We start from the raw sequence: 24,925 nt of genomic DNA, 5'->3' as shown, positions 1-24,925 counted from the left end.
CCCTGATACTGCCCACCCGAGTCGATCAGCAATAAACCATTGCCGTCGATGTGGGCATGTGACTGCTGGGTAGCCTGATAGTGCGGCATGGCACCATTGGCGTTATAGGCGGCAATCGTGCCAAAGCTGGGGCTGACAAAACCTTCCTGACGAGCACGGGCGGCGCAGATATGTTCATCCACATCCAGCTCATTGACATCGCTTTGCTGTTCAAACCAGGCAAAGAACTCGCACAAGGCAGCGCCGTCTTTCTCCATGGTTTCGCGCACATGATCCAGCTCGGCATCGGTCTTGCAGGACTTGAGCAATTGAGCCGGGTTGATGTATTCGACCACATTCAGATGCGCTGCCAGCTGGGCAGCCCAGGCCGTGGTCCGAGCCATATCCAGCAAGATGGGCATGGATGCCGGCAAGGCGCGCATGAAGGAGGACAGTTCGGTATAGCCTTGAACTTGCACGCCATCCGCAGCCAGCGCCTCCTGTATGCCTGCTGACAGCTTGTTGCTATCCACAAACAGAAACGCCTGATCCGGGCCTATCAGCAGGTACGACAGGAACACCGGGTTATAGGACACATCGCTGCCGCGTAAATTCAAGGTCCAGGCAATATCATCGAGCGCACTCAGCAAATGCCAATGTGCCCCCTGCTCCTGCATGGCCGCCCGCGTGCTGTTCAAGTTTTCCTGACGAGTGCGGCAGGCAAACGGGGGTAAATGCTCCACCACCTGACCAACAGGTGCAGCAGGTCGCTCCGTCCAGATCGGGCTGAGCAAGTCGGCCTCCAGCACCCACTCCAGCTCTGGCGTCGCTTTTTGCCAGGCCAGCAGACTTTGTGCCGACACCGACTGGCTATCCAGTACCACCCGTGATTGAGCAGGCAGATGCTCGGCCAGCCAGTTGGCTGGCTCGGGCACCCCGGCCTCGCCCGCCCGTTGCAATTGAATGCCGCTACCTTCCAATTCCTTGGCCGCCTGTTCCCAATAACGGCTATCGGTCCACAGACCGGCCCAATCCGCTGTCACCACCAGCAAGCCCGCCGAGCCAACAAAGCCACTGAGCCATTGACGGCTTTTCCAGCGATCAGGCAGGTATTCAGACAGATGGGGGTCAGATGTAGGCCAGATACTTGCCTGCACGGACTGAAATTGCATTTGTTCGCGCAGCGCCTGCAAGCGTGCGGCAACGGGGGGATGGGCCATGCCAACTTCCTTTACATAAACAGCGTTCACGCACCGATCAAGCATAAAAAAAGCTCCGACTCGCGCCGAAGCTTTTTTAGCCAGAGAGACCGATCAGGCCAAAGCACTGACGTCTAGCGGGACGCCTGTCTTGGACTGAATGTACTCAAGGCTGACTTCTGGTGCCAACTCAAGCAACTTTAAACCATTTTCCGTCACTTCCATCACCCCCAGATCGGTAATGATGAGGTCAACTACCCCCACGCCCGTCAGGGGCAAGGTGCAAGAAGGCAGAATTTTCAGGTCTTCCGTGCCGTCTTTCTTGGTGGCTACGTGTTCCATCAGAACCACGACACGGCCAACGCCAGCAACCAGGTCCATGGCACCGCCCATGCCCTTGATCATCTTGCCGGGGATCATCCAGTTGGCCAGATCACCCTTTTCCGACACCTGCATGGCACCCAGAATCGCGATATTGATCTTGCCGCCACGAATCATGGCAAACGAGTCTGCCGAGGAAAAGATGGACGAACCGGGCAAGGTGGTGATGGTTTGCTTGCCGGCGTTGATCAGGTCAGCGTCAATCTTGTCCTCAGTCGGAAAGGGGCCGATACCCAGCAAACCGTTTTCCGACTGCAGCCAGACCTCAATGCCTTCGGGCACGTGGTTGGCAACCAGCGTAGGCAAACCGATACCCAGGTTGACGTAAAAGCCGTCCTGAAGCTCCAGAGCGGCGCGTGCCGCCATTTGATCTCTATTCCAAGCCATTATTATCTTGCCTCGCTAATCAGGAAGAACGAACGGTACGCTGTTCAATGCGCTTTTCGGGCTGGGCATTGAGCACGATACGGTGCACATAAATACCGGGCAAATGCACATCATCCGGGTCCAGGCTGCCGGTCTCGACAATTTCCTCGACCTCGACAATGGTGATTTTTCCAGCCATGGCCACGTTCGGGTTGAAGTTGCGCGCGGTCTTGCGAAACACCAGGTTGCCGCTGCGGTCGGCCTTGTAAGCTTTGACTAGCGATACATCGGGCACCAGGGCCTCTTCCATCACGTATTGCTGACCGTTGAACTCGCGGATTTCCTTACCGTCAGCCACGATAGTGCCCACACCCGTTGCGGTAAAGAACGCAGGGATGCCTGCGCCACCGGCACGCAGCTTTTCAGCCAGTGTGCCCTGAGGAGTGAACTCCAGTTCCAGCTCGCCCGCCAGATACTGGCGCTCGAACTCCTTGTTTTCGCCCACATAGGAGGAAATCATCTTGCGGATCTGGCGTGTTTCCAGCAACTGACCCAGACCAAAGCCATCCACCCCGGCATTATTGCTAATGCAGGTCAGGTTTTTGACTCCGCTATCGCGCAGCGCAGCAATCAGCGCTTCGGGAATTCCGCACAGGCCGAATCCACCTACAGCGACTGTCTGTCCGTCGGCAACGACCCCCTGCAACGCCTCCTTGGCGCTTGGATAGACTTTATTCAATTGACTCTCCAATAACTCTTTAATTGGCCTAAACAGCAAACTTTGTCCAATAATGCCGCTATGCACCATACAGTGCTATCAGGCATTCTACGACTTGACTATGCTTTCCGTATACGTAAAGCTTAACCCTGAAAAACCGAGTGTATCTGTTTACGCTCATCTTCGGTCCAAGGTTGTGAGCCGCCTTGGGGGTTAATGGACACTAGCACACAGCGGCCACGTGCATAAATGACATCAGCTTGATTTGCGTCACACACAAAGACTTCCAACTCAATGCTGCTGCCACCGACTTTCAGCAATTTGTGCACAATCCGCACAGTGGCCGGATACAGGACCGAACGCAGGAAATCCAGGCTGGCGTGCGCCAGCACCCCGGTACGTGGAGAAGGTGGCACCATGCCCAGCTTCATCATTAACTGGACACGGGCTTCCTCGATGTAGCGAAAGTAGACCGTATTGTTAACATGATTCATGGCATCCAGATCGCCCCAGCGCACGGCAATATCAAAAGTGGCTCCTGCACCAGAATCTACTACTTGTGTCATTACATGCTCTCCTTACTGATATTTACTGATGAAGCCGGAAGCCAAGGGGCACTGCCTCTGGCCTCTGAACTCAAAACGGGATTGCTCAGACTACAATACAATCGACCGTACGCACAGTACACGAATTTCACCCGCCAACAATCAAGAACAAAGCGCTAAGCCGTAATAGGAGATCAGCAGCAATGTCTGAACGTGAATCGATGGAATATGACGTTATTATCGTCGGCGCTGGCCCTGCAGGCCTGGCCACCGCGATACGTCTTAAACAGCTCGCCCAAGAAAAAGAACAAGAAATCAGCGTCTGTGTCCTGGAAAAAGGCGCTGAAGTGGGTGCCCATATCCTGTCAGGCGCTGTCATGGACACGCGCGCCCTGGACGAGCTGCTGCCAGACTGGAAAGCGCAAGGCGCTCCTATTTCGGTAGAAGTGACTGAAGACAAATTCCTTTTCCTGACCGAAAAAGGCGCACGCAGCACCCCGATGTGGTTGCTGCCTGACTGTTTTAAAAACCATGGCAATTACATTGTTCGCCTGGGCAATGTCGTGCAATGGATGGGTGAACAGGCCGAGGCCCTGGGCGTGGATATTTTCCCCGGCTTTGCCGCTGCCCACATTCTGTATGACGACAACGGCGCGGTCCGTGGCGTCCTGACGGGCGATATGGGTGTGGCCCGCGACGGCACGCACACCTCCCACTATCAACCCGGCATGGAACTGCTGGCGTCCTACACCATTTTTGCCGAAGGTTCGCGTGGCCACCTGGGCCGTGAGCTGACCGAGCGTTTCAAGCTGGACGAGTCCCGCAATGCCCAAAGCTACGGCATTGGCATTAAAGAATTGTGGGAAGTAGACCCCTCCCAATCGCAGCCCGGCCTGGTGATCCACACCGCTGGCTGGCCACTGGATTCGGACACCTACGGCGGCTCTTTCCTGTACCACCTGGATAACAATCTGGTCATGGTCGGGATGGTAGTCGGTCTGGATTACGCCAACCCCTGGCTGTCTCCCTTTGAAGAATTTCAGCGCTACAAAACCCACCCTGCCCTGCGCGCCACGTTTGAAGGCGGCAAGCGCATTGCTTACGGGGCTCGCTCCCTGACCGCCGGTGGTCTGCTGGCGCTGCCCAAGCTCAGCTTCCCCGGTGGTGCTTTGGTCGGTTGTGATGCCGGTTTCCTGAATGCTTCGCGCATCAAGGGTAGCCACGCTGCGATCAAATCCGGCTCCCTGGCCGCTGAGGCCGCTTTTGAAGCCTTGCAAGCCGGACGCAAGCAAGACGAGCTGTCACAATTTGCCGAAAAGTTCAAACAGTCCTGGCTGCATGAGGAGCTGAACAAGGCCCGCAACTTCAAGCAATGGTTCAAGAAAGGCCGCTCGATTGCATCCGTCATGACCTTTGTGGAGCAAGGCCTGTTCAAAGGAAAAATGCCTTGGACACTGCGCAACAACAAGCCTGACCACGCCTGTTTGCAGCCTGCAGCCGAATGCGCGCGTATCGACTACCCCAAGCCAGATGGCAAGATCACCTTCGATCGTCTCAGCTCCGTGTTTATTTCAAACACCAACCACGAAGAAGACGAACCTGTCCACCTGACGCTGAAAGATCCGTCCGTTCCTGTGGCGGTGAACCTGGCTCGCTACGGTGGCCCCGAAGCCCGTTTCTGTCCGGCTGGCGTATACGAGTTCATCAAGACTGAAACCGGCGACGACAAGCTGCAGATCAATGCACAGAACTGCGTGCACTGCAAAACCTGTGACATCAAGGACCCCACCCAGAATATCGTCTGGGTTCCCCCGCAAGGCGGCGAAGGTCCGGTGTACAACGGCATGTAAAAACAACTCTGGCCTTGGTGTCACCGCCAAGGCCAGAAGTATTAATGTCGAAAAAGCCACCCCTCAGGGTGGCTTTTTTTTTGCTCTATGACTTGCGAGATCGGCTGGGCCAGTTCACTACGAACAGCCCCAATAGAATCAGGCCTGTCCCCATTAACTCCAGTTGAGTTGGCCATTCGTCCAACAACAGCCAGGCCAGCAAAACAGTCAGTGCAGGCACGCCCAGACTGGACATCCCCGCCAAGGTCGCGCTGACACGACTGACTACCGCCATCCACAGCAGCCAACCTACCCCAGTTGCAATCACGCCCAGGTACAGAACGCCACTGAACATCTGCCATTCCATCACGATAGGACGCTGGGAAATCAGAAAGCTCAAGGGCAGAACAATCACAATCCCCAGAAGACACTGCCAGACTGTGGCATTGAGCAGCTCCACTCGATGACGCTCAAATAGCTGTTTGGAGAAAACCGCCCCCAAGGCCCAGCTCACGCCACTCAATGTCGCCAGAACCGAACCAAGTATGCCGCCCATTCCTTCCCAGGGCGCAATCAGAAGCATCAAGCCCAAAATCGCGGGCACCATACCCATTACGTGACGTTTCTGAGGTCGTTGCCCCAACATGGGCCAGGACAACAGCAGAATCCAGATTGGCATGGTGTAGGCCAGGGCCACCATCTTGCCTGCCCCACCGGCTTGCAAGGAAAACTGGCTAAGCAGTTGAAAGCCGGTAGTCTGGAAAATGGCAACACCCAGGCTCAGCTTCCATGGCGTAGGCCGTAAATGCCCGCCTTTAAGACGCAGCACCAGCCATAAAAAAACAAATGCCACCGCATAGCGTGCTGCAATCAGATCCACTGGCCCGATGTAGACAGTCATCGCCTTCATCACGACCCAGCTCATGCCCCAGGTCAGTACCACCAAGCCCATCAGCGCCAAAGCGCCCCTGTCTGCCTGCTGTTCCCCGCTCAAACCTTTCCCCTTTTCTTTGAATTCATGGACCGATGTTTTGGCCACGGACTCAATGCTAGGCTAATTCCACACTGCGCAGGTTTTCAGTAACAAAATAATCAGGAGAAATAAAAAAACCCTGGCTCTGCAAAGAAACCAGGGTCAAACAGGAACTACCAAAAAAATTAGTGTGCTTCGGACAACTGATCCAGAATGGCCGGATTCTCCAGCGTGGATACGTCTTGGGTGATCGGCTCGTTATTGGCAACAAAGCGCAGCAAACGACGCATGATCTTGCCCGAACGTGTCTTGGGCAGGTTTTCACCAAAGCGGATCTCACGAGGCTTGGCGATAGGACCGATTTCCTTGCCTACCCAATTGCGCAGCTCAGTGGCAACCTTGTCGGCCTCTTCGCCGGAAGGCAGATCGCCATTCAGCACCACAAAGGCCACAATGGCTTCACCTGTCGTTGGGTCAGGCTTGCCCACAACAGCGGCTTCAGCGACCAGCGGGTGTGCCACCAGAGCAGACTCCACTTCCATCGTGCCCAAGCGGTGACCCGAAACGTTCAGCACGTCGTCGATACGGCCCATGACCCAGAAGTAACCGTCAGTATCACGCTGTGCGCCGTCACCGGCCAGGTAATAGCCTTTCAGCTCGGGTGGGAAGTAGCTTTTCACGAAACGGTCTGGATCGCCCCAGATGGTGCGGATCATATTGGGCCAAGGCTTGCGAATGACCAGGAAGCCGCCATTGCCGCGTTCCGCTTCTTCACCCACCTCGTCCACAATGGCAACGTCCATGCCGGGGAACGGCAGGCCGCAGGAACCGGGTTTCAGAGGAGTGGCACCAGGCAAGGGAGTAATGACGTGACCGCCGGTCTCCGTTTGCCACCAGGTATCCACAATGGGGCAACGCTCGCGGCCCACATTCTTGAAATACCACATCCAGGCTTCGGGGTTGATGGGTTCACCCACCGAACCGATGATGCGCAGGGTGTCCAGATTGTATTGCTTGGGGTGAATGGCCTCGTCCGCTTCGGCTGCCTTGGTCAAGGAGCGAATAGCGGTAGGTGCGGTGTAGAACACCGTCACGCCGTGGCGTTCAATCATGTTCCAGAAACGGCCGGCATCCGGGTAGGTAGGCACGCCTTCAAACACAACCTGCGTCACGCCGGCAGCCAGAGGGCCGTAAGTAATGAAGGTGTGGCCTGTTACCCAACCGATATCGGCGGTACACCAGAACACATCGCTGTCCTTGGCATCAAAGGTCCACTGCACGCTCAGCATGGCACCCAGCAGATAACCTGCCGAGGAGTGCTGCACGCCTTTAGGTTTGCCCGTAGAGCCGGAGGTGTACAGAACAAACAGAGGGTGCTCTGCATTCACGGACACGGCTGGGCACTCGCTACCTTGACCTTTGACAGCATCTTCCCACCACAGATCGCGACCTTCATGCCAGGCAACGGGACCGCCCGTGCGCTTGTACACAATGACGTGACGCACGGCTTCGCAGTCACCGCCGCTCAGGGCTTCGTCAACTGCATTTTTCAGGGGGATGGCACGGCCACCACGACGCTGTTCGTCAGCGGTAATTACCAAGGAGGCACCCACGTCCACGGCACGTTCGTGCAGGCTCTTGGCCGAGAAACCACCAAACACGACGGAGTGAGTAATACCCAAACGGGCACATGCTTGCATGGCCACAATGGCCTGCACCGACATGGGCATGTAGATCAGGGCACGTTCGCCCGTCTTGTAACCCAGGGCTTTCAAACCATTGGCAAACTGGCAAACCTGTTCATACAGTTCGCGGAAGGTCACTTTGGTGACTTCACCACCGTCGGCTTCAAAGATCAGTGCAGTTTTGTTTTCAGTGGGGGTGCCAAGGTGCTTGTCCAGACAGTTGGCCGAGACGTTCAGCTCGCCATCATGGAACCACTTGTAAAACGGGGGCTTGCTGTCGTCCAGAACCTGGGTAAAAGGCTTGGTCCAGACCAGACGATCGCGGGCCAACTCCGCCCAGAAACCGGGGTTGTCCTGCTCGGCTTTCTGGCAAAGCTCCTGGTAGGCCGCCATGCCAGCAATGCTTGCTTCGCGTTCCAGTTTGGGGAACACGGGAAAGACTCGGCTTTCCGACAGGACGGATTCAATAGACGTTGGACCGCTCATGGTGTTGGCTCCTTTATTTTCCAGATTTGGTGTTTTTTTTGGGCCACGCATGGGCAGCCCAGCTTAATTTTATATAAACGTAACGCGCCTTACTTACTCAATCCTGACAACGGAGATCGGCTTGATTCTTGGCCAAAATGCCGCGCTGAAAATTCAAACGCGACAGGATCAGCAGGCCCGCCAGAAAGAATAATCCCGTGCAGGCCAGAGCCAAGCGGTGGTTCCCGCCGCTTAGCCAAGTCACCAGACCGTAAGACAGCGGACCACATACTGCGGCCAGTTGAATGGCAAAGGTCCACAAGGCAAAAAACTCAGCCAGACGACTCTTGGGAGCCAGCAGTCCAACCATGGCTCGCCCTGCACTTTGGCTACTCCCTATGCATAGCCCGGCGACGGCTGCCGCCGCCCAGAACCCGGCCAAGGAACGCGTGCTGACAGCAATTCCCACCATGACCAGCCACGCGCACAGCGTCAGTGCCAGAGCACGTCTATGGCCGATGCGATCCTGCACATGTCCAAACAACAAAGCCCCCACAGCGGCCGCAATATTGACGGTAAAGATCAGCGTCATGGTTTGCGCCATGGTGAAACCCATGGCCTCGGTGGCGTACACCGCCGACAAAGTAATAATGACGGCAATCCCGGCTTGATAGGCAGCACCACATAACAACAAGGTGCGGAAATCGGGAAAATGCTGATGCACATCACGCGCCGATGCAATCAGGCGCGACAACATGCCCTGCTGCTCTGCCCCGCTGGGTGCACTGCGTTCGCGCAGAAACAGAAAAGAAGGCAAGGCTGACAAGGCAAACAAGGCAGCCGTAATCAGGGCGATACCGGGCACATACTCTTGAGCCGTCCATCGTTGCGATGTCGCCCAGGTCAGAAAAGCCAGGGAAAGGCCCAAGGCCAACATGCCACCAAAATAACCAAAACCCCAGCCCCAACCGGAGACACGCCCCAAGGCGTCAGGCCGGGCAATTTCCGGCAAGAAAGCGCCGATGATGGACTCACCTATGCAGTAGCAATAATTGGATAAAGCGATGAAAACCAGGGCCCAGACAATGTCATTGGGACCGGCCCAATACAGCATCACGGTTGCCGACACACAGCCTATGGTGCTGCTGAACAAAAGTCGCCTTTTGCCTTGACGTGCATCGGCTTTTGCACCGAGCCCCGGCATGGTCAACATGATGCTCAAATACGAAGCGGACAAGGCCAAGGTCCACGCCAAGGTAGCCCAGCTGCGGCCTTCGGCGACGACACCAACAAAATAGGCACTGTAAACACTGGTCAAAATGACGGTGGTGTAGCCAGAGTTTGCGAAATCATACATAGCCCAAGCCCACAACTCGCGCAGCCGTACTCCTTCGTTTAGGGCTTTCCCTAGGGCTTGTCCCATAAATCGCATCATTCAATCCCTATAAACAGTAAAACTTCGCTCTATTTCGGCTAACTTTCAACAAGTCAGCAAGAAGAGCACTGGACCCATGCACAGGGCCTGAAAACCGCTGTCAGCCGCACTTTGCAACAGTATGATTCAATCGCAAAATACACTCCTACAATGCTTTACGGTGCAATTATCATCCGGTACACTGCCAAACATTCAACGCACAGCAACGTCCGGCAAAGTATGGTGCTTTTAGCCATACTTACAGCCCTGATACCCATCAATTGCTGCTACTTTCAGCAAAAATAGGCATCAAGGTTGTGCTGCTGCCCACCAAGTCCTTAAAAAAGCCCTGGTCATGCCGCCACATTACCTGAATCCACCCGCACTTTTGCACATTACCTATCGCAGCGCCAAGTATCTTTTGTTGGCCGGCGCGCTCGCTCTGACAGGGTGTGCCACCACTGGAACTCAACAGTCCAGCCAGAACAAAGATCGTGCAGAACTGGATCACGGCTATTACGCCGACTACGAATTCCAGACCGAGTCCGACCCGCTGGGTACATATCTAGCTAACCGCGCTCGCAATGACATCAATATTGCGTACAGCAGCGATCGTCGCCAAGGGCGCGTCGAAAGCCGCAGTAGCCAAGCTTCTTCCTCTACCCACGGCCTTGCCAACGCCGCCCTGAACTTCCTGGGCGTGAAGTACAGTTTTGGTGGCGATGCTCCCAGCACTGGCTTTGATTGCAGCGGTTTGGTGTCCTACGTGGCTGAAAAGTCCCTGGGTCTGAAACTGCCCCGCCAATCCAAGGACATTGCCAAAGAAGGCACTTCGGTTAACCGTAGCGAGCTGCGCAAAGGTGACCTGGTCTTCTTCAATACTCGTGGCGCTCGTTTCTCTCACGTAGGCATTTACCTGGGTGATGACAAATTTGTCCACGCCCCTCGCACTGGCGCTGTTGTCCGCGTCGAGAGCATGGAAGTGGGTTACTGGAAAAAACGCTATAACGGCGCACGCCGTCTGGCGGCTGCCGATACGCAGCAGTCCGAAGCTCGTTTGCGTAGCGTCAAATAAGACCACCCTGCTGCCAAACCGGCAGCACACAAAAAAGCCACTGTTTCATAACAGTGGCTTTTTTTTAATCTGTAAAGATTCCTTCTTTGCCCCAGTAAGTCATGCCGCCAATCTAGTGGCTCTTGGACTTACCGAGCGGACAAGATTCACAATAGCCGCATTGGGTTAAGGCTTGCTTCATGCTACAAACCGAGCGTCGGCAGGCAACTACTCGAATACCGGACTTCAAGGCAGCAGCCCGGAAGGTTTTCATGACGTTGTGACCCAGGAAGTCGGTCAGCAAAATCAGCAAATCGGTGCCGGAAGGCAACTGCAGGGTTTTTTTCTGGTGGGCTGGATCACGCCCGCTAATATGATGTTTGATCGAGATATTGTGGATCTTGAGCAAGTCGGGAATGTTCCCCAGACGGTCTGCTCCAACCACGACTGCACTGACGTATTGAGACACAGGAAGCTCCATTGGCTAAGAAAGTTGGATAATGATAATCATTCTTATTATCATAGTCAATTGAGTCGATAGCTTGTTTCAATTTTTACTTATAGCCTTTGACCATAAGCTCTCACCTGCCCTGCCAAACCACGCCGACCGCACAAACAATAAGGGCCATCGTGATTACACGGTGGCCCTTATTGCCAACTAAACAGCGGCTAGCTCTACAACGGGCCACCAGCTTGTTTCTCGTCCAGAGCGCTCAGCACCACATCCCGGGTCAATTCCGGTGCCAGCATCTCCAGCAGTTCAAAAATATAGTCACGCAGGAAAGCCCCGGCTTTCACCGCCACCTTGGTGTGGTGTGCGCCAAACAAATGCCCTGCTGGCAAGCCCACCAGACCCTTGTCACGACGCGGATCGAACGCGATGCCTGCGATGATACCGATACCCAGACCGACATCAACGTAGGTTTTGATCACGTCAGCATCAATAGCTTCCAGCACAATATCCGGAGTGATACCGTGCTTGGCAAAGGCCTCGTCGATCGAACCTCGGCCCGAGAAAGCATGGTCGTAAGTCACGATGGGGTATTGCGCCAGGGTTTCAATAGACAGCTGCTTGTTGGCAGGCAGATCAGCCAGTGGATGGTCCGGCGTCACCACCACCGTATGCTCCCAGGTGTAGACCGGCAAGGCGACCAGGCCCGGCGTCAGTGCCAGGGTTTCGGTAGCGATGGCCACGTCAGCCTGCTCATGTATCACCATCTGGGCCAGCACAGGCGGGCTGCCCTCAGCCAAGGACATATGGACCTTGGGAAAGCGACGGCGAAATTCAGGGATCACCTTGGGCAGCAAATATCGTGCCTGGGCGTGGGTACAAGCGATCACCAAGGTGCCTTCATCACGGCGGGCGAAGTCGTCGCTGACACGCTTGAGGTTGTCGATCTCGCGCATGATGCGGTCGATCACCTCGGCGACAGCTTCGCCCGGTCGGGTCAAGCCCTTAATGCGTTTTCCATGACGTTCAAAAATCTTGATGCCCAGTTCATCTTCAAACTCGATGATCGCTTTGGACACCCCCGGCTGGGAGGTATAGAGCGAGCGAGCGGCTTCAGTCAGATTGAAGTTACGTCGGATGGTCTCTCGGACAAAGCGGAATTGTTGAATATTCATATGTTAATAGCCCCAGGTACAGGGCTATTATATGTAATAAGGAACAGCTCGCTTATTGCATTAAGTTATATATATAGATTCAACAATTACGTCATGCTGATTGTTGTATTCATCGTATTGGCATGAGCTTGCCAACGGGCCGTCACGGTTTTGGTCTGTGTCCAGAACTGAACGGCTTGTTTGCCGTTCGGACCCAGGTCACCCAACTTGGACGCACGCGAGCCAGTAAAGCTGAACCAGGCCACCGGCACAGGGATAGGAATATTGATACCGATCTGGCCTACGTCGATACGGTTCTGGAAGTAGCGCGCATGGCCGCCGTCCTGGGTGAAGATGGACACGCCATTACCGTTGGGGTTGCGGTTGATGAACTGCACCGCCTCTTCCAGCGTATTGACACGCACAATGCACAGCACGGGTCCGAAGATTTCTTCTTCGTAAATGCGCATATCGGCTTTCACATCATTGAAGATGGTTGGGCCGACAAAGTTACCGCTTTCATAGCCAGGCACTTTCACGCCACGGCCATCCAGCAAGAGACTGGCACCTTCCTGTACACCGGCTTCAATCAAGGATTCCACACGCTGGCGAGCACGCGGCGAGACCAAGGGGCCCAGATCGGCCTGACGGTCCGTACCTACGTTGACCTTCATGGTGGCAGCACGTTTGACCAGTTCATCAACCCACTCACCAGTTTCGCCGACCATCACGGCTACCGAGATCGCCATGCAGCGCTGGCCGGCCGCGCCAAAAGCAGCGCCCAGCAATTGGTTGATCGCCACATCACGATCCGCATCAGGCATCACAATGCAGTGGTTCTTGGCGCCCATCATGGCTTGCGAGCGCTTGCCAGCTTCAGTGGCACGACGGTGAATTTCGGTGCCAACAGCTGTCGAACCAATAAAGGACACAGCCTTGACTTCAGGATGGGTCACCAGGGCATTGGCAATATCTGCACCTCCGTGGACCACGTTCAGCACGCCTGGAGGCAGGCCAGCTTCCAGAGCCAGTTCAGCCAGCATCAGACTGGCGCTAGGATCCTGCTCGGAAGGCTTGAGCACGAAGGTATTACCGCAAGCCACAGCCAGCGGGAACATGAAGCAGGGCAGCATCACCGGGAAGTTGAACGCGGTCACACCGGCACACACGCCCAAGGGCTGGATCAGGGTGTAGACATCAATACCGCCCGCAGCGTTTTCTGCGTATTCGCCCAATTGCATCGAAGCAATGGAACACGCGTATTCGATCACTTCCAGGCCGCGGCCTACTTCACCTTCAGCGTCAGGCATGGTCTTGCCGTGTTCACGCGAAATGGCTTCAGCCAGCTTGGCACTGTTTTCACGCACCAGACGCTGCAGATTCAACATGACGCGCATGCGCGCGCCCTGGCTGGAATGGCGCCAGCTCTCATAAGCCTTGGCCGAGCTGGCAATAATGGTTTCCAGCTCTTCCATCGTGGCGTAAGGCACTTGGGCCACGACTTCCTGGGTGGCTGGATTGAGCACATCGTCCCAACGGGTGCTCTTGGATTGAACATGTTGTCCATCGATCAGCAAAGGTACACGAACCACTTCCGTCATAGCATGTCTCCAATGAATTGCTCAGGCGGCTAAGCCTTATTTGTTATCCCACTTGTATGAGGGTTCTCATCGAGTGTAGAAGCCTCAAGACCCGTTTACCATGTTGAAAAATGCACAGGAGCTGGGCATTTATGCACAAGTCTTTTTCAGGGCGGGCCCATCACGATGGACTGGGATAATCTGCGTTACTTTCTGGAAGTGGCCCGCTGCCAGCGTATCAGCGTTGCCGCTCAACGGCTGGGCGTTCAACACAGCACCGTGGCACGCCGTATCCAGGCGCTGGAGCAGGAGCTGGGCTTGCGGCTGTTCCACAAATCCACGGTCAGCGGCTATAGCCTGACCAGCGAAGGGCAGAATCTGCAGCAACGTATGGAGCCGGTAGAAAGCCGCTTGCTGGCGGCTCGCGATGCGATTACGGGCAAGGCCAGACCCTTGACCGGCAAGCTGCGCCTGGGCTGCACTGAAGCCTTTGGCAGTTATGTCCTGACGCCCTTGCTCAGCATTTTCCAGGCCCAGTATCCGGAGCTGACCTTGGAGCTGTTGCCTGTACCCCGCCCTATCAGTCTGTCACGCCGGGATGCCGACTTGGCCATTGCACTGGAGCGCCCCCAACGCGGCCCTTACTGGTGTACGCGCCTGGCAGACTACAGCTTGCGGCTCTATGCCCATCAGGATTATTTGAACAGCCATCCGCCCATAGAAAGCGTGCAGGATTTGTCCCAGCATCGCTTTATTGCCTATGTGGATGATCTGGTGTTCAGCGATAGCCTGCGCTATCTGGAAGAAATCGTCAGATCCGCCGCCGTACGCTTTCGCAGCACCAGCGTGATTGCGCAGTATCAGGCTACCTTGCAGGGACAAGGAATTGCCGTTCTGCCCTGCTTTCTGGCAAAAACCGATCCGCGCCTGCGTTGTGTTCTACCCGACCAGGTGGAATTGCGTCGACGTTTCTGGATGTTCTGTCATGAGGAGCAGCGTCAAAATCCCAGCCTGACCCGGCTCTGGCACTTTCTGAAGCAGTCTGTTCAGGAGCGACAAGATTTGCTGGATGGAGCTTGAATCGCTCAATCAAGCTAGAAGTAACAGGTACAAAAAAGGGGCGTCACGCCCCTTTTCTACTTCAGCTTGTCGCTGGTGGTTTAGGTGCCTTGATGCGCAATTTACGCCACATCATGAAGACCATGATCAGCAAGAAGATGGCATGAACCAGCCACAAACCGATTTCAAAACCCAATTGGCCATTACGAATCCAGCCGCGCGAGAGGTTGATCAGGTTCATATAGAGCAGACCTACCAGACCAGCCACCAGAATATTGCCTGAGCGTCCCATCCTGGGATTCACCGCTCCCAGAGGAATCGCCAGCAAGGCCAGATTCAGTGCCGCCAGGGGCAAAGCCAAGCGCCACATGATCTGTGAGCGCGCCTCGGCATCGTCATCACTGAGTAACAAGGTGGTTTGACGAGCCTTGATCTGCTGCTCTGCACGGGCACGAATCGTTTCAGCGGTATTGCCTGCATCACGGCTCTCCAGACGCATGCCGTAACTTTCAAAGTCCACCATACGGAATTCAGCCTGACCAGGCTTCAAGTCGTAGCGATGGCCTTCGCTCAAGACCAGAAAGCGATCGCCATTGGGCTGCTCTTCCATGCGAGCACTCTGCGCAGTCACAATGCTGAGCCACTGCGGGTCGATCACGCGGGCGATCACATTACCCAGCTCATCCCCTTCTTTTTCTGGGGAGTCGGCGTAAAACACACGGGCACCATCATCGGACTCGATAAACTGCCCGGCGGTCACTTTACTCAGGTCCGAGCGCTGCTCAAAACGCTGGCGGTACTCGGCAATCTGACGATAAGCCCAGGGCGAAGCCTGCAAGGTCAGAACGGCAATCAGAATGGCAACCGGCACGGCACACTGCAAAACGGGCGTTACCCAGTTTTTCAAGGACAGGCCGCTGGCAAACCAGACCACCATTTCGGATTCCCGAAAGCTGCGCGTCACCGTAGTGAGCACGGCAATGAACAGGGAAACGGCCAGAATAATCGGCAAGGCGGTAATACTGGAAAAGGCGGCCAGACCCAGCACCACGTCAGGGCCAATCGTGCCATTGGCCGCTTCGCCTAACAAACGCACCAGAAGTACACTAAGCCACACAATCAGCAAAGTGGACAGTACAACGCCACTGTGACTTAAGATTTCGGATACCGCAGAGCGTTTAAATAGAGACATATGAGAATTTGCGAGATAATCGCAGGTACGATTTGCGACACACTGAGGATAGTTGAATGGAATTTAGCACACAGACATCCGCTTCTTTGCACCAAATTAAGACGGCCGCACTAGGCGTAGGCGTCTTTGCCGAGGGCATTCTAAGCCCCGCAGCGGAACTTATCGACCGCGCCAGCAACGGAGCTGTGAGCGCTGCTGTCAAAGCCGAGTTTAAAGGCAAGCCCAATACCCACCTGGTGCTGCGCAATCTGCCCGGCGTTAAGGCCGAACGCGTTATTTTAGTCGGCTTAGGCGCTCAAGAGGAATACAAAGCAGCAACTCATACGCAAGCCCAGGCCTGCCTTGCTTCTTACTGCCTGAAAGCAGACCTGAAAGAAGCCGTTTCGGCCCTGGCCAGCATTGATTGCAAAGGCACCACCTTGCGCAGCCGCGCTCAGGACGCTGCCGTGGCCGTATGCCGCGCCAGCTACCGCTACACCGCCACGTTCAGCAAGCCCGAACCTGCTCCCCAGCTGAGCCAGTTCCTGCTGTGGACGGCCCGCACCCAAGCCAGCGAAGCCAAGGCGGGTCTGGAGCAAGGTCAGGCCATTGGTAACGGTGTGAACCTGACTCGCTTGCTGGCCGACCTGCCCGGCAATATCTGCACCCCCACCTACCTGGGCAAGACGGCAAAGCAACTGGCCAAGGAATTCAAGACACTGAAAGCCGAAGTGCTGGAGCGCAAGCAGATCGAAGCCTTGAAGATGGGTTCGTTCCTGTCGGTGGCCAAGGGCTCGGATGAACCGCCTGCGTTCATCGTGCTGCGCCATACCCCCAACACCAAGACCAAACACGAGGACGGTCCTATCGTTCTGGTGGGTAAGGGCCTGACCTTCGACTCGGGCGGTATCTCCATCAAGCCAGCCGGCAATATGGACGAAATGAAGTACGACATGGGCGGTGCTGCCAGCGTTTTGGGCACCATGCGCGCCATTGCCGAACTGAACATCGACCGTGAAGTGATCGCTGTGGTGGCTTCTTGCGAAAACATGCCCAGCGGCCGCGCCAATAAACCGGGCGACGTCGTGACCAGCATGTCTGGCCAGACCATCGAGATCCTGAACACGGACGCCGAAGGCCGTCTGGTTCTGTGCGATGCCCTGACCTACGTCGAGCGCTTCAAACCCGCTGCCGTGATCGATATGGCCACCCTGACCGGCGCTTGCGTGGTCGCTCTGGGCCACGTCAACACCGGCCTGTTCTCGACCGACGACGACCTGGCTGATGAACTGATGCAAGCTGGCAAGCAAACGGGTGACACGGCATGGCGCATGCCCATGGACGACGCCTACCAGGAGCAACTGCGCTCGAACTTTGCTGATATGGCCAATATTGGTGGCCCACCAGCCGGTTCGGTAACCGCCGCCTGCTTCCTGTCCCGCTTCACCAAAGCGTACCGCTGGGCTCACCTGGACATCGCCGGTACTGCCTGGCGCAGCGGCAAGGACAAGGGCGCCACAGGCCGTCCCGTGCCTTTGCTGGTTCAGTACCTGCTTAATCAGTGTCGCTAAGCATGAGCCGCGTCGATTTCGCTTTCGGCGCGCCAGATCGCTTGCGTATGGCCTGCGAGGTCGTGCGCAAGCACTACGAGGCGGGCCGTCAGGTGGTGGTGTATCTTTCCGATGCCCGCCAACTGGCCCGTTTCGATCGCCTGCTCTGGGGTTTTGAATCCACAGCTTTTGTCCCGCACGTCGGTGTGGAAGACCCCTTGGCAGCCACCACCCCTGTTTTGTTGACCAGTGCCGCCCCCGTGCCCGCAGGTGAGCAAAGCTGGCTGTTGAATCTGGATGCCCAATGCCCGCCCGGTTTTGAACAATTCCCGCGTATATTGGAAATTGTCTCCGAACGGGAAGCTGACCGTACCCAGGCTCGCGAACGCTGGCGTGTCTACCAGGCGCAAGGCTGCCAAGTGCATGCTCATAAACTGGGTGCTTGAATAATAAAGAAGATTCTTGATTATTCAGGTAGTTGTCAGTTATTCTTGACCACTGATCTCTCTGTATTCTAAGGACTCATCATGAGCGAATTTCGTCAATCAAGCTTGCCTGAGCATAACGGCACCCTGGGCGCCCAGTCGCTGATTGCTCGCAATCGCGTCCTGCGCAACACCTACTGGCTGCTGGCCCTGTCCATGATTCCCACCGTGCTGGGAGCCTTGCTGGGCCTGTCCTCCGGGATTAACCGGGTTATGGGCGCCAGCCCAGGCCTGAGCGCCATTGTTTTCCTGGTCGGTGCCTTTGGCCTGATGTTCCTGATCGAAAAGAACAAGAACAGCTCGCTGGGTGTCGCCCTGCTGATGGCCTTTACCTTCTTCATGGGTGTGATGCTGTCCCGTCTGCTGGGCTTTGTCCTGGGCATGGGTAATGGCGCACAACTGATCATGCTGGCCTTTGGCGGTACCGCTGCGGTCTTTGGCGCCATGGCAACTATTGCCAGTACCACCAAGCGTGATTTCTCCGGCATGCAGAAATTCCTGTTTGTCGGTGCCGTTATCTTGCTGGTTGCGGCCTTGGCCAACATCTTCCTGCAACTGCCTGCGCTGATGCTGACCATCTCCGTGATGGCTATCGGTATCTTCTCGGCCTTCTTGCTGGTTGATCTGCAGCGCGTCATCAACGGTGGTGAAACCAACTACGTGTCGGCCACCCTGGCGATCTATCTGGACGTCTACAACATTTTCAGCAACCTGCTGGTGCTTTTAGGCGTGCTGGGCGGTAACCGCGAATAAGATCGCGGACCCCGCACTCCCCAAGCCCCCTTTTCGAAGGGGGCTTTTTTTATTATCCGCACGCTCAAGCACGCTGGCTTGAAAACCTGACCATGCCCCTCATCTGCTTGATCTTGCCCCAAGCTCATGGGGCCTTGAAGCGGCACGACCAGGCCTGAGCCATGGCAAAGGGAATCACCCTGACGCAGCGCCCTGTTTTTCGTGTCCTTGCTCAGACGCGCGGGTATAGTAAACCTTGTAGAAAATTTCCCCTTTGGAGAACACTGGTGGCAGTCTTTGAAACTCAACATATCGTCGACAATCTGCGCGGGGCCCGCGAAGAATGGCGACAGGCGCATCAACGCTTGAACGAGCTTGAAGGCCAGGAATTTCCGTCGGTACAAGCTTTGATTCAAGTGACCGAGCAGCTCAAAGGCATCCTGTTTCCCATGCGCCTGGGCAGCCCGGAGCTGCGTCGCGAGTACGAAGATCACTTTGTCGGCCACCACCTGGGCCAGGCGCTCAATACGCTGCTGCAACAGGCGCGTATCGAGCTGCAACGCGCTGCCCTGCTCCGTGGTGACAAATACGATCGCGAAACCATTGAAGAGCAGGCACACAAGGCCATACAGGCTTTTGCCAACAAGCTGCCAGACTTGCGCCGCACCCTGGATCTGGACGTGGTCGCCGCCTATCAAGGCGACCCGGCTGCCCGCAATGTGGACGAGGTACTGCTGTGCTATCCCGGTCTGCTGGCCATGATCCATCACCGCATCGCCCATGCTCTGACCAATCTGGGGCTGCCCCTGACGGCGCGCATTATTGCAGAACTGGCCCACAGCCAGACCGGTATTGATATTCACCCCGGCGCGCAAATTGACCATTCCTGTTTCATCGACCACGGCACCGGCGTTGTGATTGGCGAGACCGCCATCATCGGCAAGCGGGTTCGTATTTATCAGGCCGTCACCCTGGGTGCCAAGCGCTTTAGCAAGGACGAAAAAGGCTTGCTGCTCAAGGGCCAGGCCCGTCACCCCATCGTGGAAGACGATGTGGTCATCTACGCTGGCGCCACGATTCTGGGCCGCGTCACGCTGGGTGCCGGCTCCACGATTGGCGGGAATGTCTGGATTACGGAAGACGTACCAGCGGGTTGTTCGGTGACCCAGGCCAATTTGTTGCGCAATCAACCTGACTGCCCGGAGAAACTGCGCTAAGCAGCCTGCTTATATCGCGCAGGACCCAGTCTGGTACGGCCCGGACTATCTCCTCTAGAAGAGCCCCGTAGTAAAAAAAACGACTCCTGTCATGTCCTTCCCAAAAGCATGGATAGCTATCCAACTTTGGAGAGGGTCTTTCAGGAGTCGTTTTATATTGGGTTCTGCTTCACTCAGGAAGCCCCCAGAACGTCTGGGTAGACGCTAACAGCCCTTCGGCACTGGCTGGTACTAACAAGCAGAGTTTACGCCTTGGGAGGCGGCACAGGCGGTCCGGGTCGCCACATCTTGATGAAACCTTCCATAGCCATCAAGGAAATGGCAATCCAGATCGGAATATAGGTCCACCACTGATTCGCGCTCATGGGCTCGTCCAGCAGCAAATACGCCACCCAGAACAAGAGCACCGGCTCCACATAGCCCAGAATGCCAAACAAGGCCAAAGGCAACTGACGACTGGCAGACAGATAGCTGACCAACGCAACCGAGCTGATCAGGCCCAGAACCGGGACCTGCCAGATCAAGCGAGGCTGATCCGCGAACAGGCCCCACATCTGCGTGTCTTGAACAAAGAGCAGCCAGCAAGCTGGCAGGAACAAGAAGCTCAGATCAAACCAGAGTGAAGCCAGCGAGCCAAGACGCAGATAACGGCGCAGCATGAAATAAGGTGGATAACCCACAACCACCACCGCTGTCGCCCAGGAGACGCTCCCTACGCGGAACAGCTCGTGCAGCACACCCACGCCGGCCAATGCCACAGCAATCCACTGAATGGTGCTCAATCTGTCTTTGTAGATCACCCGCCCTACCAGCACCATCATCAGCGGCAAGAGGAAGTAGCCCAGGGACACGTCCAGCGCCATCTGGTGCAAAGGCGCCCAGACAAAAATCCAGAGCTGTACCCCGACCAGGGCTGCAGCCAGCAAGAGCAAGGCAAAATAGCGCCAATTCCCGGGCCAGTGACGCAATACCCAACGCACTTCCCGCCAGCGCCGTGCCCGAGTGATCACCAAAGCCAAAGCAGGCAGCCCCAGCACAATACGCCAGGCAAAAACCTGCTCGCCACTAAGTGGCTGCAAGACGGTGGCGTAGTAGTACAGGCAGGCAAATAAAGCGGAGGCCAGGACCGACAGCAAAACACCTTGCTTCATGAGTGCGCCTCGTCCATTTTCTGACGCCGCAAATAAGCCTGCCCCACACTGAACAAACGATCACGCTTTAACAAGGTATGCGTATCCAGTGCCTGCGCTTCGGGCGTCAGCATCAAAGCGGGCAAACCATCCAGCAAACGCTGCATCAAATCCGGGTGCGCGGCCATGTACAAACTCAAAAGCTGATCCGGCTCCCACAAGCTGATCCCCAGGCGACGCAGCTCGGAACGATTAAAGTCTTTCAGATTACGGGTCAAGATGCCGACCGGCTGATCGGGATAACGCTGCTGTGCCAAACGGGCAGTGGCGATCACATGCCAGTCCTTGGCATCGGAGTAGCGCAAGTCCTTCTTGAACTCGCTGCTATCGCCTAAATCGGCTTCGGGGTAACGCTGTTGCAGCGCTTCCCACTGCTCCTCGATAGAGGTGGGCATGACTTTCCACAACCTGCCCGCATTACGCCGCCATTCGTCCCCGATCACCGGACTCCAGACAGGCTTGAACAACTGCTCGTCAGCCAGGGCCAGGAGCAAGCGGCGCAGTACGTTGGAGATCAGTACGCAGGTATCCAGAACCAGCACGGAAGGAAGGGAGACGGCCATATCAATAGCGTTGCAGCTGCATGAGAACAGAGCGGGTATGCAAGGGGCGACCCAGCAAGCTGTTCAGGCGTTCGCGCAAGCGTATGCGCAACTCCGGCTCGCCGACAGGGTCGTCAAAGTCCGGCGTGGCTTCATCAAAGCCATAGCCGGTTTCGGTCAGCAGCACCCACTCAAAGCGCCGCAAGGCCCCCGCCACGGGTGGACGAGGAATCTGTGCCAAGTGCACCAGAGCCTCTTCGTAGGCATCGAACAAAACAGGATGTGGGTCTTCACGCGGCAACAAACGAATCAACAATTCGTTCATGTACCAGGCCGACATCAGAGCACGACCTTTCAAGGGGCGAATCCCGGCGCAGTCCGCCCGTGTCAGCGTTTTGACTTCATTTTTGCCCGACCAGGCCAATAACAAAGGCTGAAACACAGACAAAGCAGGCCGCAAAATGGAATGCGGCCTTTTGGCGCCTTTTGCAACCAGGGGCACCAGCCCGTGGTTACGTGTAAAGGCATGACAGATCAGGGACGTTTCACGCCAGGCACTGGTGTGCAGTATGTAGCCCGCTTCGTCCTGAAAGCGATGACGGGGATTACTCATACCCCAGGTCGCGCAGGACCGCTTCACGATCGGACCAGCCCTTGCGCACCTTGATATACACATCCAGGAACACGGGCTTGTCGATCAGCTTGGCAATATCTTGGCGAGCCTCGGTTGCAATGCGCTTCATGTGCATGCCACCCGCTCCCAACAGAATCGGACGGTGGCTTTCGCGTTCTACGACCACGCAGGCCGAAATACGCGCGCCCTGCTCGTTCTCGTCCCATTGTTCGATAACCACGGTACACCCGTACGGCAGCTCGTCACCCACCAGGCGGAAGATCTTCTCGCGCAGCAGCTCCGAGGTAATGAAGCGCACCGAGCGGTCGGTAATGGTGTCAGCGTCAAACATGGCCTCACCTTCAGGCAGGCGGGAGGCGATCTCGTTCAGCAAAGGGTCCAGTTGCAGGCGCTTGGCAGCACTGACCGGAATCACGGCGCCGTACTCGAACTCCTGCGACAGGCGGGCGATATAAGGCAGCAAGTCATTCTTGCTTTTCAAGGCATCAACCTTGTTGATGACCAGAATGGTCTTGCCGCCTTTAGGCAGCATGGGCAGCAATTCGGCGTCCGAAGCGGACCACTTGCCGGCTTCAACCACATGCACCACCACGTCCACATCGGCCAGAGCCTGGGTCACGACGCGGTTCATCATGCGGTTCATGGCCCCGCCGTGCTTGGTCTGAAAACCGGGGGTGTCCACAAACACCATTTGATCGTGATCACGCGTCAGCACACTGTTGATGCGGTGACGCGTGGTCTGCGCCTTGCGCGACACGATCGAAATCTTGCTGCCGATCAGGGCATTGGCCAGCGTGGACTTGCCGACATTCGGTCGTCCAACAATAGCCACGAAGCCGCAGCGAAAAGGGGTCTCTGTCATTCTGTTTCCTGCGACACTGCCACGGGCAATGTCAATTGTGAGGGGCGACGATGGCGACTGGCGCGCGTCGTCTTGGCTGGAAATTCAGCTTCTAAAATAGCAATGGCCTGCGTCGCGGCGGCTTGTTCAGCCGCACGACGGCTGCTGCCACTGGCACGAACATGGATGTTGAGCTTGGCGATCGTGCATTCGATATCGAAGAGCTGATCGTGGGCTGCGCCATGGGTGGCCACCACGGTATACACCGGCAAATCCAGCTTGCGACCTTGCAGCAGCTCCTGCAGCAAGGTCTTGGGATCTTTCCCCAAGGTTTTGGGGTCCACATCTACCAGCATGGGCTCATAGAGCTGGGTGATGACGGTTTGGGCTTGCGTAAAGCCCGCGTCCAGAAAGACAGCGCCAAAAATGGCTTCCAGCGCGTCTGCCAGAATGGAGGGACGACGGAAACCACCGCTTTTCAGCTCCCCTTCCCCCAGACGCAAATAATCCGACAAACCCAGACGGGTAGCGATTTCCGCCAGAGCGGCCTGTTTGACCAGATTCGCTCGCAGGCGGGACAGATCGCCTTCATCAATGCGTTGGAAACGGTCGAACAACAAGGCCGCAACCGTGAAGTTCAAGACCGAATCCCCCAGGAACTCCAGCCGCTCGTTATGGCGAGCGCTGTGGCTACGATGGGTCAAGGCCTGCTCAAGCAGGCCTGTGTCTTTGAAGGAGTAGCCGATAGCGGCTTCAAGCAAAGCAAGACGTTTCATTAATGGAAGCGACCTATACGGCTAAGTTCGCGGAAATTCATCCAGATAAAGAAGGCGCGTCCCACAATATTCTCATCGGGCACAAAGCCCCAATAACGACTGTCCAGACTATTGTCGCGATTGTCTCCCATGACAAAGTAATTACCTTCAGGCACCACACAAGAGATGCCGTTGGAGAAGTACTCACAGGAGTCGCGGTTGGGGAACGCCACGATAGGCATCAAACCCTGAGGCTGAGTCTTGTTCAGCAAGATGTTGTGCTGCACTTTGCCCAGCTCTTCCAGATAGCGCCCAATGTAAGCGGAGCGATCCGGCTCGTAGTAATCGCCACTGCGCACTTGGGTAATGACTTGACCATTCACGGACAATACCTTGTCGCGGTACTCCACGCGGTCACCCGGCACACCAACCACACGCTTGATGTAATCCACAGTGGTATCAACGGGATAGCGGAACACAATCACATCGCCACGCTCGGGATGGCCCAAAGGCACAACCTTGGTACCACTGACAGGCAGGCGAATGCCGTACTCGTATTTGTTCACCAGAATCAAATCGCCATTTTTCAGCGTGGGCAACATGGAGCCCGACGGAATGCGAAAAGGCTCGATGATAAAAGAGCGCAATACAAACACGAACAGAATGACTGGGAAAAAACTGACGCCATACTCAATCCACCACGGCATGCGGTTGGCCTGGTCATAAGCGTCCTGGCGCAGTTGCTGCAAGTGCTCAGGGTCTTGAGCTGCCGTTTCCGGTACCGCCTGCATCGCGGCCTGCGCACGCGCCAGACGGCGCGAGCGCAGGGAGAAACGATCCAAAAACCAGATTGCGCCGGTCAGTATCAGCAGTACAAACAAAATCAGAGCGAAATCCCAGCTCATCGGTTTCCTTTAAAGAAATTAAAGCAGTCCTGGCTGTGGTCGGCTTGAGCT

Annotated in this window: 24 protein-coding genes; 7 read left to right on the top strand and 17 right to left on the bottom strand. The window is 56.1% G+C overall.

The annotated features are described in order from the left end of the window. The 4 genes from ACLPGZ_RS18495 to ACLPGZ_RS18480 all read right to left on the bottom strand — a co-directional run. On the bottom strand, positions 1-1,199 hold a 1,199-nt coding region (locus tag ACLPGZ_RS18495; protein ID WP_429641813.1), incomplete at its 3' end, for an aminopeptidase P family N-terminal domain-containing protein. A gap of 93 nt (positions 1,200-1,292) precedes the next feature. Further along, the gene (locus ACLPGZ_RS18490; RefSeq protein WP_009456529.1) at positions 1,293-1,946 is read right to left on the bottom strand and encodes a CoA transferase subunit B; all 654 of its coding nucleotides are present in this window, start codon (positions 1,944-1,946) and stop codon (positions 1,293-1,295) included. A 19-nt stretch (positions 1,947-1,965) separates the two neighbouring features. Beyond that, the gene (locus ACLPGZ_RS18485; protein ID WP_009456533.1) at positions 1,966-2,664 is read right to left on the bottom strand and encodes a CoA transferase subunit A; all 699 of its coding nucleotides are present in this window, start codon (positions 2,662-2,664) and stop codon (positions 1,966-1,968) included. A 122-nt stretch (positions 2,665-2,786) separates the two neighbouring features. Next, positions 2,787-3,209: an acyl-CoA thioesterase gene (locus ACLPGZ_RS18480; protein WP_009456536.1), complete on the bottom strand. Its 423-nt coding sequence runs from the start codon at positions 3,207-3,209 to the stop codon at positions 2,787-2,789. Between the two features lie 182 nt (positions 3,210-3,391). Here ACLPGZ_RS18480 and ACLPGZ_RS18475 point away from each other — a divergent pair, with 182 nt between their 5' ends. Beyond that, complete coding sequence (locus tag ACLPGZ_RS18475) at positions 3,392-5,038, top strand: electron transfer flavoprotein-ubiquinone oxidoreductase (RefSeq protein ID WP_060186497.1); 1,647 nt, start codon at positions 3,392-3,394, stop codon at positions 5,036-5,038. Between the two features lie 85 nt (positions 5,039-5,123). Here ACLPGZ_RS18475 and ACLPGZ_RS18470 read toward each other — a convergent pair whose 3' ends face one another. The 3 genes from ACLPGZ_RS18470 to ACLPGZ_RS18460 form a co-directional block, all read right to left on the bottom strand. Continuing rightward, the gene (locus ACLPGZ_RS18470; RefSeq protein WP_031232600.1) at positions 5,124-6,011 is read right to left on the bottom strand and encodes a DMT family transporter; all 888 of its coding nucleotides are present in this window, start codon (positions 6,009-6,011) and stop codon (positions 5,124-5,126) included. 164 nt (positions 6,012-6,175) lie between these two features. Continuing rightward, the gene (acs, locus tag ACLPGZ_RS18465; protein WP_026483085.1) at positions 6,176-8,161 is read right to left on the bottom strand and encodes an acetate--CoA ligase; all 1,986 of its coding nucleotides are present in this window, start codon (positions 8,159-8,161) and stop codon (positions 6,176-6,178) included. Between the two features lie 97 nt (positions 8,162-8,258). Then, positions 8,259-9,563 carry an MFS transporter gene (locus ACLPGZ_RS18460; RefSeq protein ID WP_429641811.1) on the bottom strand — a complete coding sequence of 435 codons (1,305 nt, stop codon included), beginning with the start codon at positions 9,561-9,563 and terminating at the stop codon, positions 8,259-8,261. 346 nt (positions 9,564-9,909) lie between these two features. Here ACLPGZ_RS18460 and ACLPGZ_RS18455 point away from each other — a divergent pair, with 346 nt between their 5' ends. Continuing rightward, a complete protein-coding gene (locus ACLPGZ_RS18455) occupies positions 9,910-10,629 on the top strand; it encodes a C40 family peptidase (protein WP_374697264.1) in 720 nt (239 codons plus the stop codon). Positions 10,630-10,741: 112 nt separating this feature from the next. Here ACLPGZ_RS18455 and ACLPGZ_RS18450 read toward each other — a convergent pair whose 3' ends face one another. The 3 genes from ACLPGZ_RS18450 to ACLPGZ_RS18440 all read right to left on the bottom strand — a co-directional run bounded on the left by ACLPGZ_RS18450 (position 10,742) and on the right by ACLPGZ_RS18440 (position 13,814). Continuing rightward, on the bottom strand, positions 10,742-11,089 hold the full coding sequence (locus tag ACLPGZ_RS18450) for a DUF2325 domain-containing protein (RefSeq protein ID WP_259672468.1): 348 nt from the start codon (positions 11,087-11,089) through the stop codon (positions 10,742-10,744). A 194-nt stretch (positions 11,090-11,283) separates the two neighbouring features. Next, complete coding sequence (locus tag ACLPGZ_RS18445) at positions 11,284-12,234, bottom strand: CysB family HTH-type transcriptional regulator (protein WP_009456554.1); 951 nt, start codon at positions 12,232-12,234, stop codon at positions 11,284-11,286. Between the two features lie 86 nt (positions 12,235-12,320). After that, complete coding sequence (locus ACLPGZ_RS18440; protein ID WP_009456555.1) at positions 12,321-13,814, bottom strand: CoA-acylating methylmalonate-semialdehyde dehydrogenase; 1,494 nt, start codon at positions 13,812-13,814, stop codon at positions 12,321-12,323. A gap of 165 nt (positions 13,815-13,979) precedes the next feature. Here ACLPGZ_RS18440 and ACLPGZ_RS18435 point away from each other — a divergent pair, with 165 nt between their 5' ends. After that, positions 13,980-14,873: a LysR family transcriptional regulator gene (locus tag ACLPGZ_RS18435; RefSeq protein WP_035272524.1), complete on the top strand. Its 894-nt coding sequence runs from the start codon at positions 13,980-13,982 to the stop codon at positions 14,871-14,873. Positions 14,874-14,934: 61 nt separating this feature from the next. On the opposite strand, the gene lptF is transcribed toward ACLPGZ_RS18435, so the two are convergent. After that, the gene (gene lptF, locus ACLPGZ_RS18430; RefSeq protein WP_035272521.1) at positions 14,935-16,044 is read right to left on the bottom strand and encodes an LPS export ABC transporter permease LptF; all 1,110 of its coding nucleotides are present in this window, start codon (positions 16,042-16,044) and stop codon (positions 14,935-14,937) included. Positions 16,045-16,100: 56 nt separating this feature from the next. On the opposite strand from lptF, the gene ACLPGZ_RS18425 reads away from it, so the two are divergent. The 4 genes from ACLPGZ_RS18425 to epsC all read left to right on the top strand — a co-directional run bounded on the left by ACLPGZ_RS18425 (position 16,101) and on the right by epsC (position 20,007). Continuing rightward, positions 16,101-17,594 carry a leucyl aminopeptidase gene (locus ACLPGZ_RS18425; protein WP_009456557.1) on the top strand — a complete coding sequence of 498 codons (1,494 nt, stop codon included), beginning with the start codon at positions 16,101-16,103 and terminating at the stop codon, positions 17,592-17,594. Positions 17,595-17,596: 2 nt separating this feature from the next. Beyond that, the gene (locus ACLPGZ_RS18420) at positions 17,597-18,019 is read left to right on the top strand and encodes a DNA polymerase III subunit chi (RefSeq protein ID WP_009456558.1); all 423 of its coding nucleotides are present in this window, start codon (positions 17,597-17,599) and stop codon (positions 18,017-18,019) included. Between the two features lie 81 nt (positions 18,020-18,100). After that, the gene (locus ACLPGZ_RS18415) at positions 18,101-18,811 is read left to right on the top strand and encodes a Bax inhibitor-1/YccA family protein (protein WP_009456559.1); all 711 of its coding nucleotides are present in this window, start codon (positions 18,101-18,103) and stop codon (positions 18,809-18,811) included. A 266-nt stretch (positions 18,812-19,077) separates the two neighbouring features. Continuing rightward, entirely contained in the window at positions 19,078-20,007 is a 930-nt protein-coding gene (epsC, locus tag ACLPGZ_RS18410; protein ID WP_035272518.1) for a serine O-acetyltransferase EpsC, read from the top strand. 245 nt (positions 20,008-20,252) lie between these two features. Here epsC and rarD read toward each other — a convergent pair whose 3' ends face one another. The 6 genes from rarD to lepB are packed head-to-tail and all read right to left on the bottom strand — an operon-like array spanning position 20,253 to position 24,874. After that, positions 20,253-21,158 (bottom strand): EamA family transporter RarD, encoded by a 906-nt coding sequence (gene rarD, locus ACLPGZ_RS18405; protein ID WP_035272513.1) that lies wholly within the window; start codon positions 21,156-21,158, stop codon positions 20,253-20,255. Next, complete coding sequence (locus tag ACLPGZ_RS18400) at positions 21,155-21,760, bottom strand: PIN domain-containing protein (RefSeq protein WP_035272512.1); 606 nt, start codon at positions 21,758-21,760, stop codon at positions 21,155-21,157. Before ACLPGZ_RS18400 ends, rarD begins: the two co-directional genes overlap by 4 nt. Position 21,761: 1 nt before the next feature. Next, positions 21,762-22,352, bottom strand: a complete 591-nt coding sequence (recO, locus tag ACLPGZ_RS18395) for a DNA repair protein RecO (RefSeq protein WP_026483095.1) — start codon at positions 22,350-22,352, stop codon at positions 21,762-21,764. After that, a complete protein-coding gene (gene era / locus ACLPGZ_RS18390) occupies positions 22,345-23,235 on the bottom strand; it encodes a GTPase Era (protein ID WP_026483096.1) in 891 nt (296 codons plus the stop codon). The genes recO and era overlap by 8 nt, the downstream gene beginning before the upstream one ends. Further along, complete coding sequence (rnc, locus tag ACLPGZ_RS18385) at positions 23,232-23,990, bottom strand: ribonuclease III (protein ID WP_009456563.1); 759 nt, start codon at positions 23,988-23,990, stop codon at positions 23,232-23,234. Before rnc ends, era begins: the two co-directional genes overlap by 4 nt. Beyond that, on the bottom strand, positions 23,990-24,874 hold the full coding sequence (lepB, locus tag ACLPGZ_RS18380) for a signal peptidase I (protein ID WP_009456564.1): 885 nt from the start codon (positions 24,872-24,874) through the stop codon (positions 23,990-23,992). Before lepB ends, rnc begins: the two co-directional genes overlap by 1 nt. Between the last annotated feature and the right edge of the window lie 51 nt (positions 24,875-24,925).

It is taken from the genome of Alcaligenes sp. Me129, from assembly GCF_050487245.1.
Lineage (GTDB): Bacteria > Pseudomonadota > Gammaproteobacteria > Burkholderiales > Burkholderiaceae_B > Alcaligenes > Alcaligenes phenolicus.
This window is presented reverse-complemented; position numbering and strand designations above follow the sequence as displayed.

Coding starts and splice junctions, on each gene's coding strand:
- ACLPGZ_RS18425 (WP_009456557.1), top strand. CDS start 16,101: ATGGAATTTAGCACACAGACATCCGCTTCTTTGCACCAAATTAAGACG.
- ACLPGZ_RS18460 (WP_429641811.1), bottom strand. CDS start 9,563: ATGGGACAAGCCCTAGGGAAAGCCCTAAACGAAGGAGTACGGCTGCGC.
- ACLPGZ_RS18475 (WP_060186497.1), top strand. CDS start 3,392: ATGTCTGAACGTGAATCGATGGAATATGACGTTATTATCGTCGGCGCT.
- acs (WP_026483085.1), bottom strand. CDS start 8,161: ATGAGCGGTCCAACGTCTATTGAATCCGTCCTGTCGGAAAGCCGAGTC.
- ACLPGZ_RS18450 (WP_259672468.1), bottom strand. CDS start 11,089: ATGGAGCTTCCTGTGTCTCAATACGTCAGTGCAGTCGTGGTTGGAGCA.
- rnc (WP_009456563.1), bottom strand. CDS start 23,990: ATGAAACGTCTTGCTTTGCTTGAAGCCGCTATCGGCTACTCCTTCAAA.
- ACLPGZ_RS18480 (WP_009456536.1), bottom strand. CDS start 3,209: ATGACACAAGTAGTAGATTCTGGTGCAGGAGCCACTTTTGATATTGCC.
- era (WP_026483096.1), bottom strand. CDS start 23,235: ATGACAGAGACCCCTTTTCGCTGCGGCTTCGTGGCTATTGTTGGACGA.
- rarD (WP_035272513.1), bottom strand. CDS start 21,158: ATGAAGCAAGGTGTTTTGCTGTCGGTCCTGGCCTCCGCTTTATTTGCC.
- ACLPGZ_RS18415 (WP_009456559.1), top strand. CDS start 18,101: ATGAGCGAATTTCGTCAATCAAGCTTGCCTGAGCATAACGGCACCCTG.
- lepB (WP_009456564.1), bottom strand. CDS start 24,874: ATGAGCTGGGATTTCGCTCTGATTTTGTTTGTACTGCTGATACTGACC.
- recO (WP_026483095.1), bottom strand. CDS start 22,352: ATGAGTAATCCCCGTCATCGCTTTCAGGACGAAGCGGGCTACATACTG.
- ACLPGZ_RS18435 (WP_035272524.1), top strand. CDS start 13,980: ATGGACTGGGATAATCTGCGTTACTTTCTGGAAGTGGCCCGCTGCCAG.
- ACLPGZ_RS18490 (WP_009456529.1), bottom strand. CDS start 1,946: ATGGCTTGGAATAGAGATCAAATGGCGGCACGCGCCGCTCTGGAGCTT.
- ACLPGZ_RS18455 (WP_374697264.1), top strand. CDS start 9,910: ATGCCGCCACATTACCTGAATCCACCCGCACTTTTGCACATTACCTAT.
- lptF (WP_035272521.1), bottom strand. CDS start 16,044: ATGTCTCTATTTAAACGCTCTGCGGTATCCGAAATCTTAAGTCACAGT.
- ACLPGZ_RS18445 (WP_009456554.1), bottom strand. CDS start 12,234: ATGAATATTCAACAATTCCGCTTTGTCCGAGAGACCATCCGACGTAAC.
- ACLPGZ_RS18420 (WP_009456558.1), top strand. CDS start 17,597: ATGAGCCGCGTCGATTTCGCTTTCGGCGCGCCAGATCGCTTGCGTATG.
- ACLPGZ_RS18400 (WP_035272512.1), bottom strand. CDS start 21,760: ATGGCCGTCTCCCTTCCTTCCGTGCTGGTTCTGGATACCTGCGTACTG.
- ACLPGZ_RS18440 (WP_009456555.1), bottom strand. CDS start 13,814: ATGACGGAAGTGGTTCGTGTACCTTTGCTGATCGATGGACAACATGTT.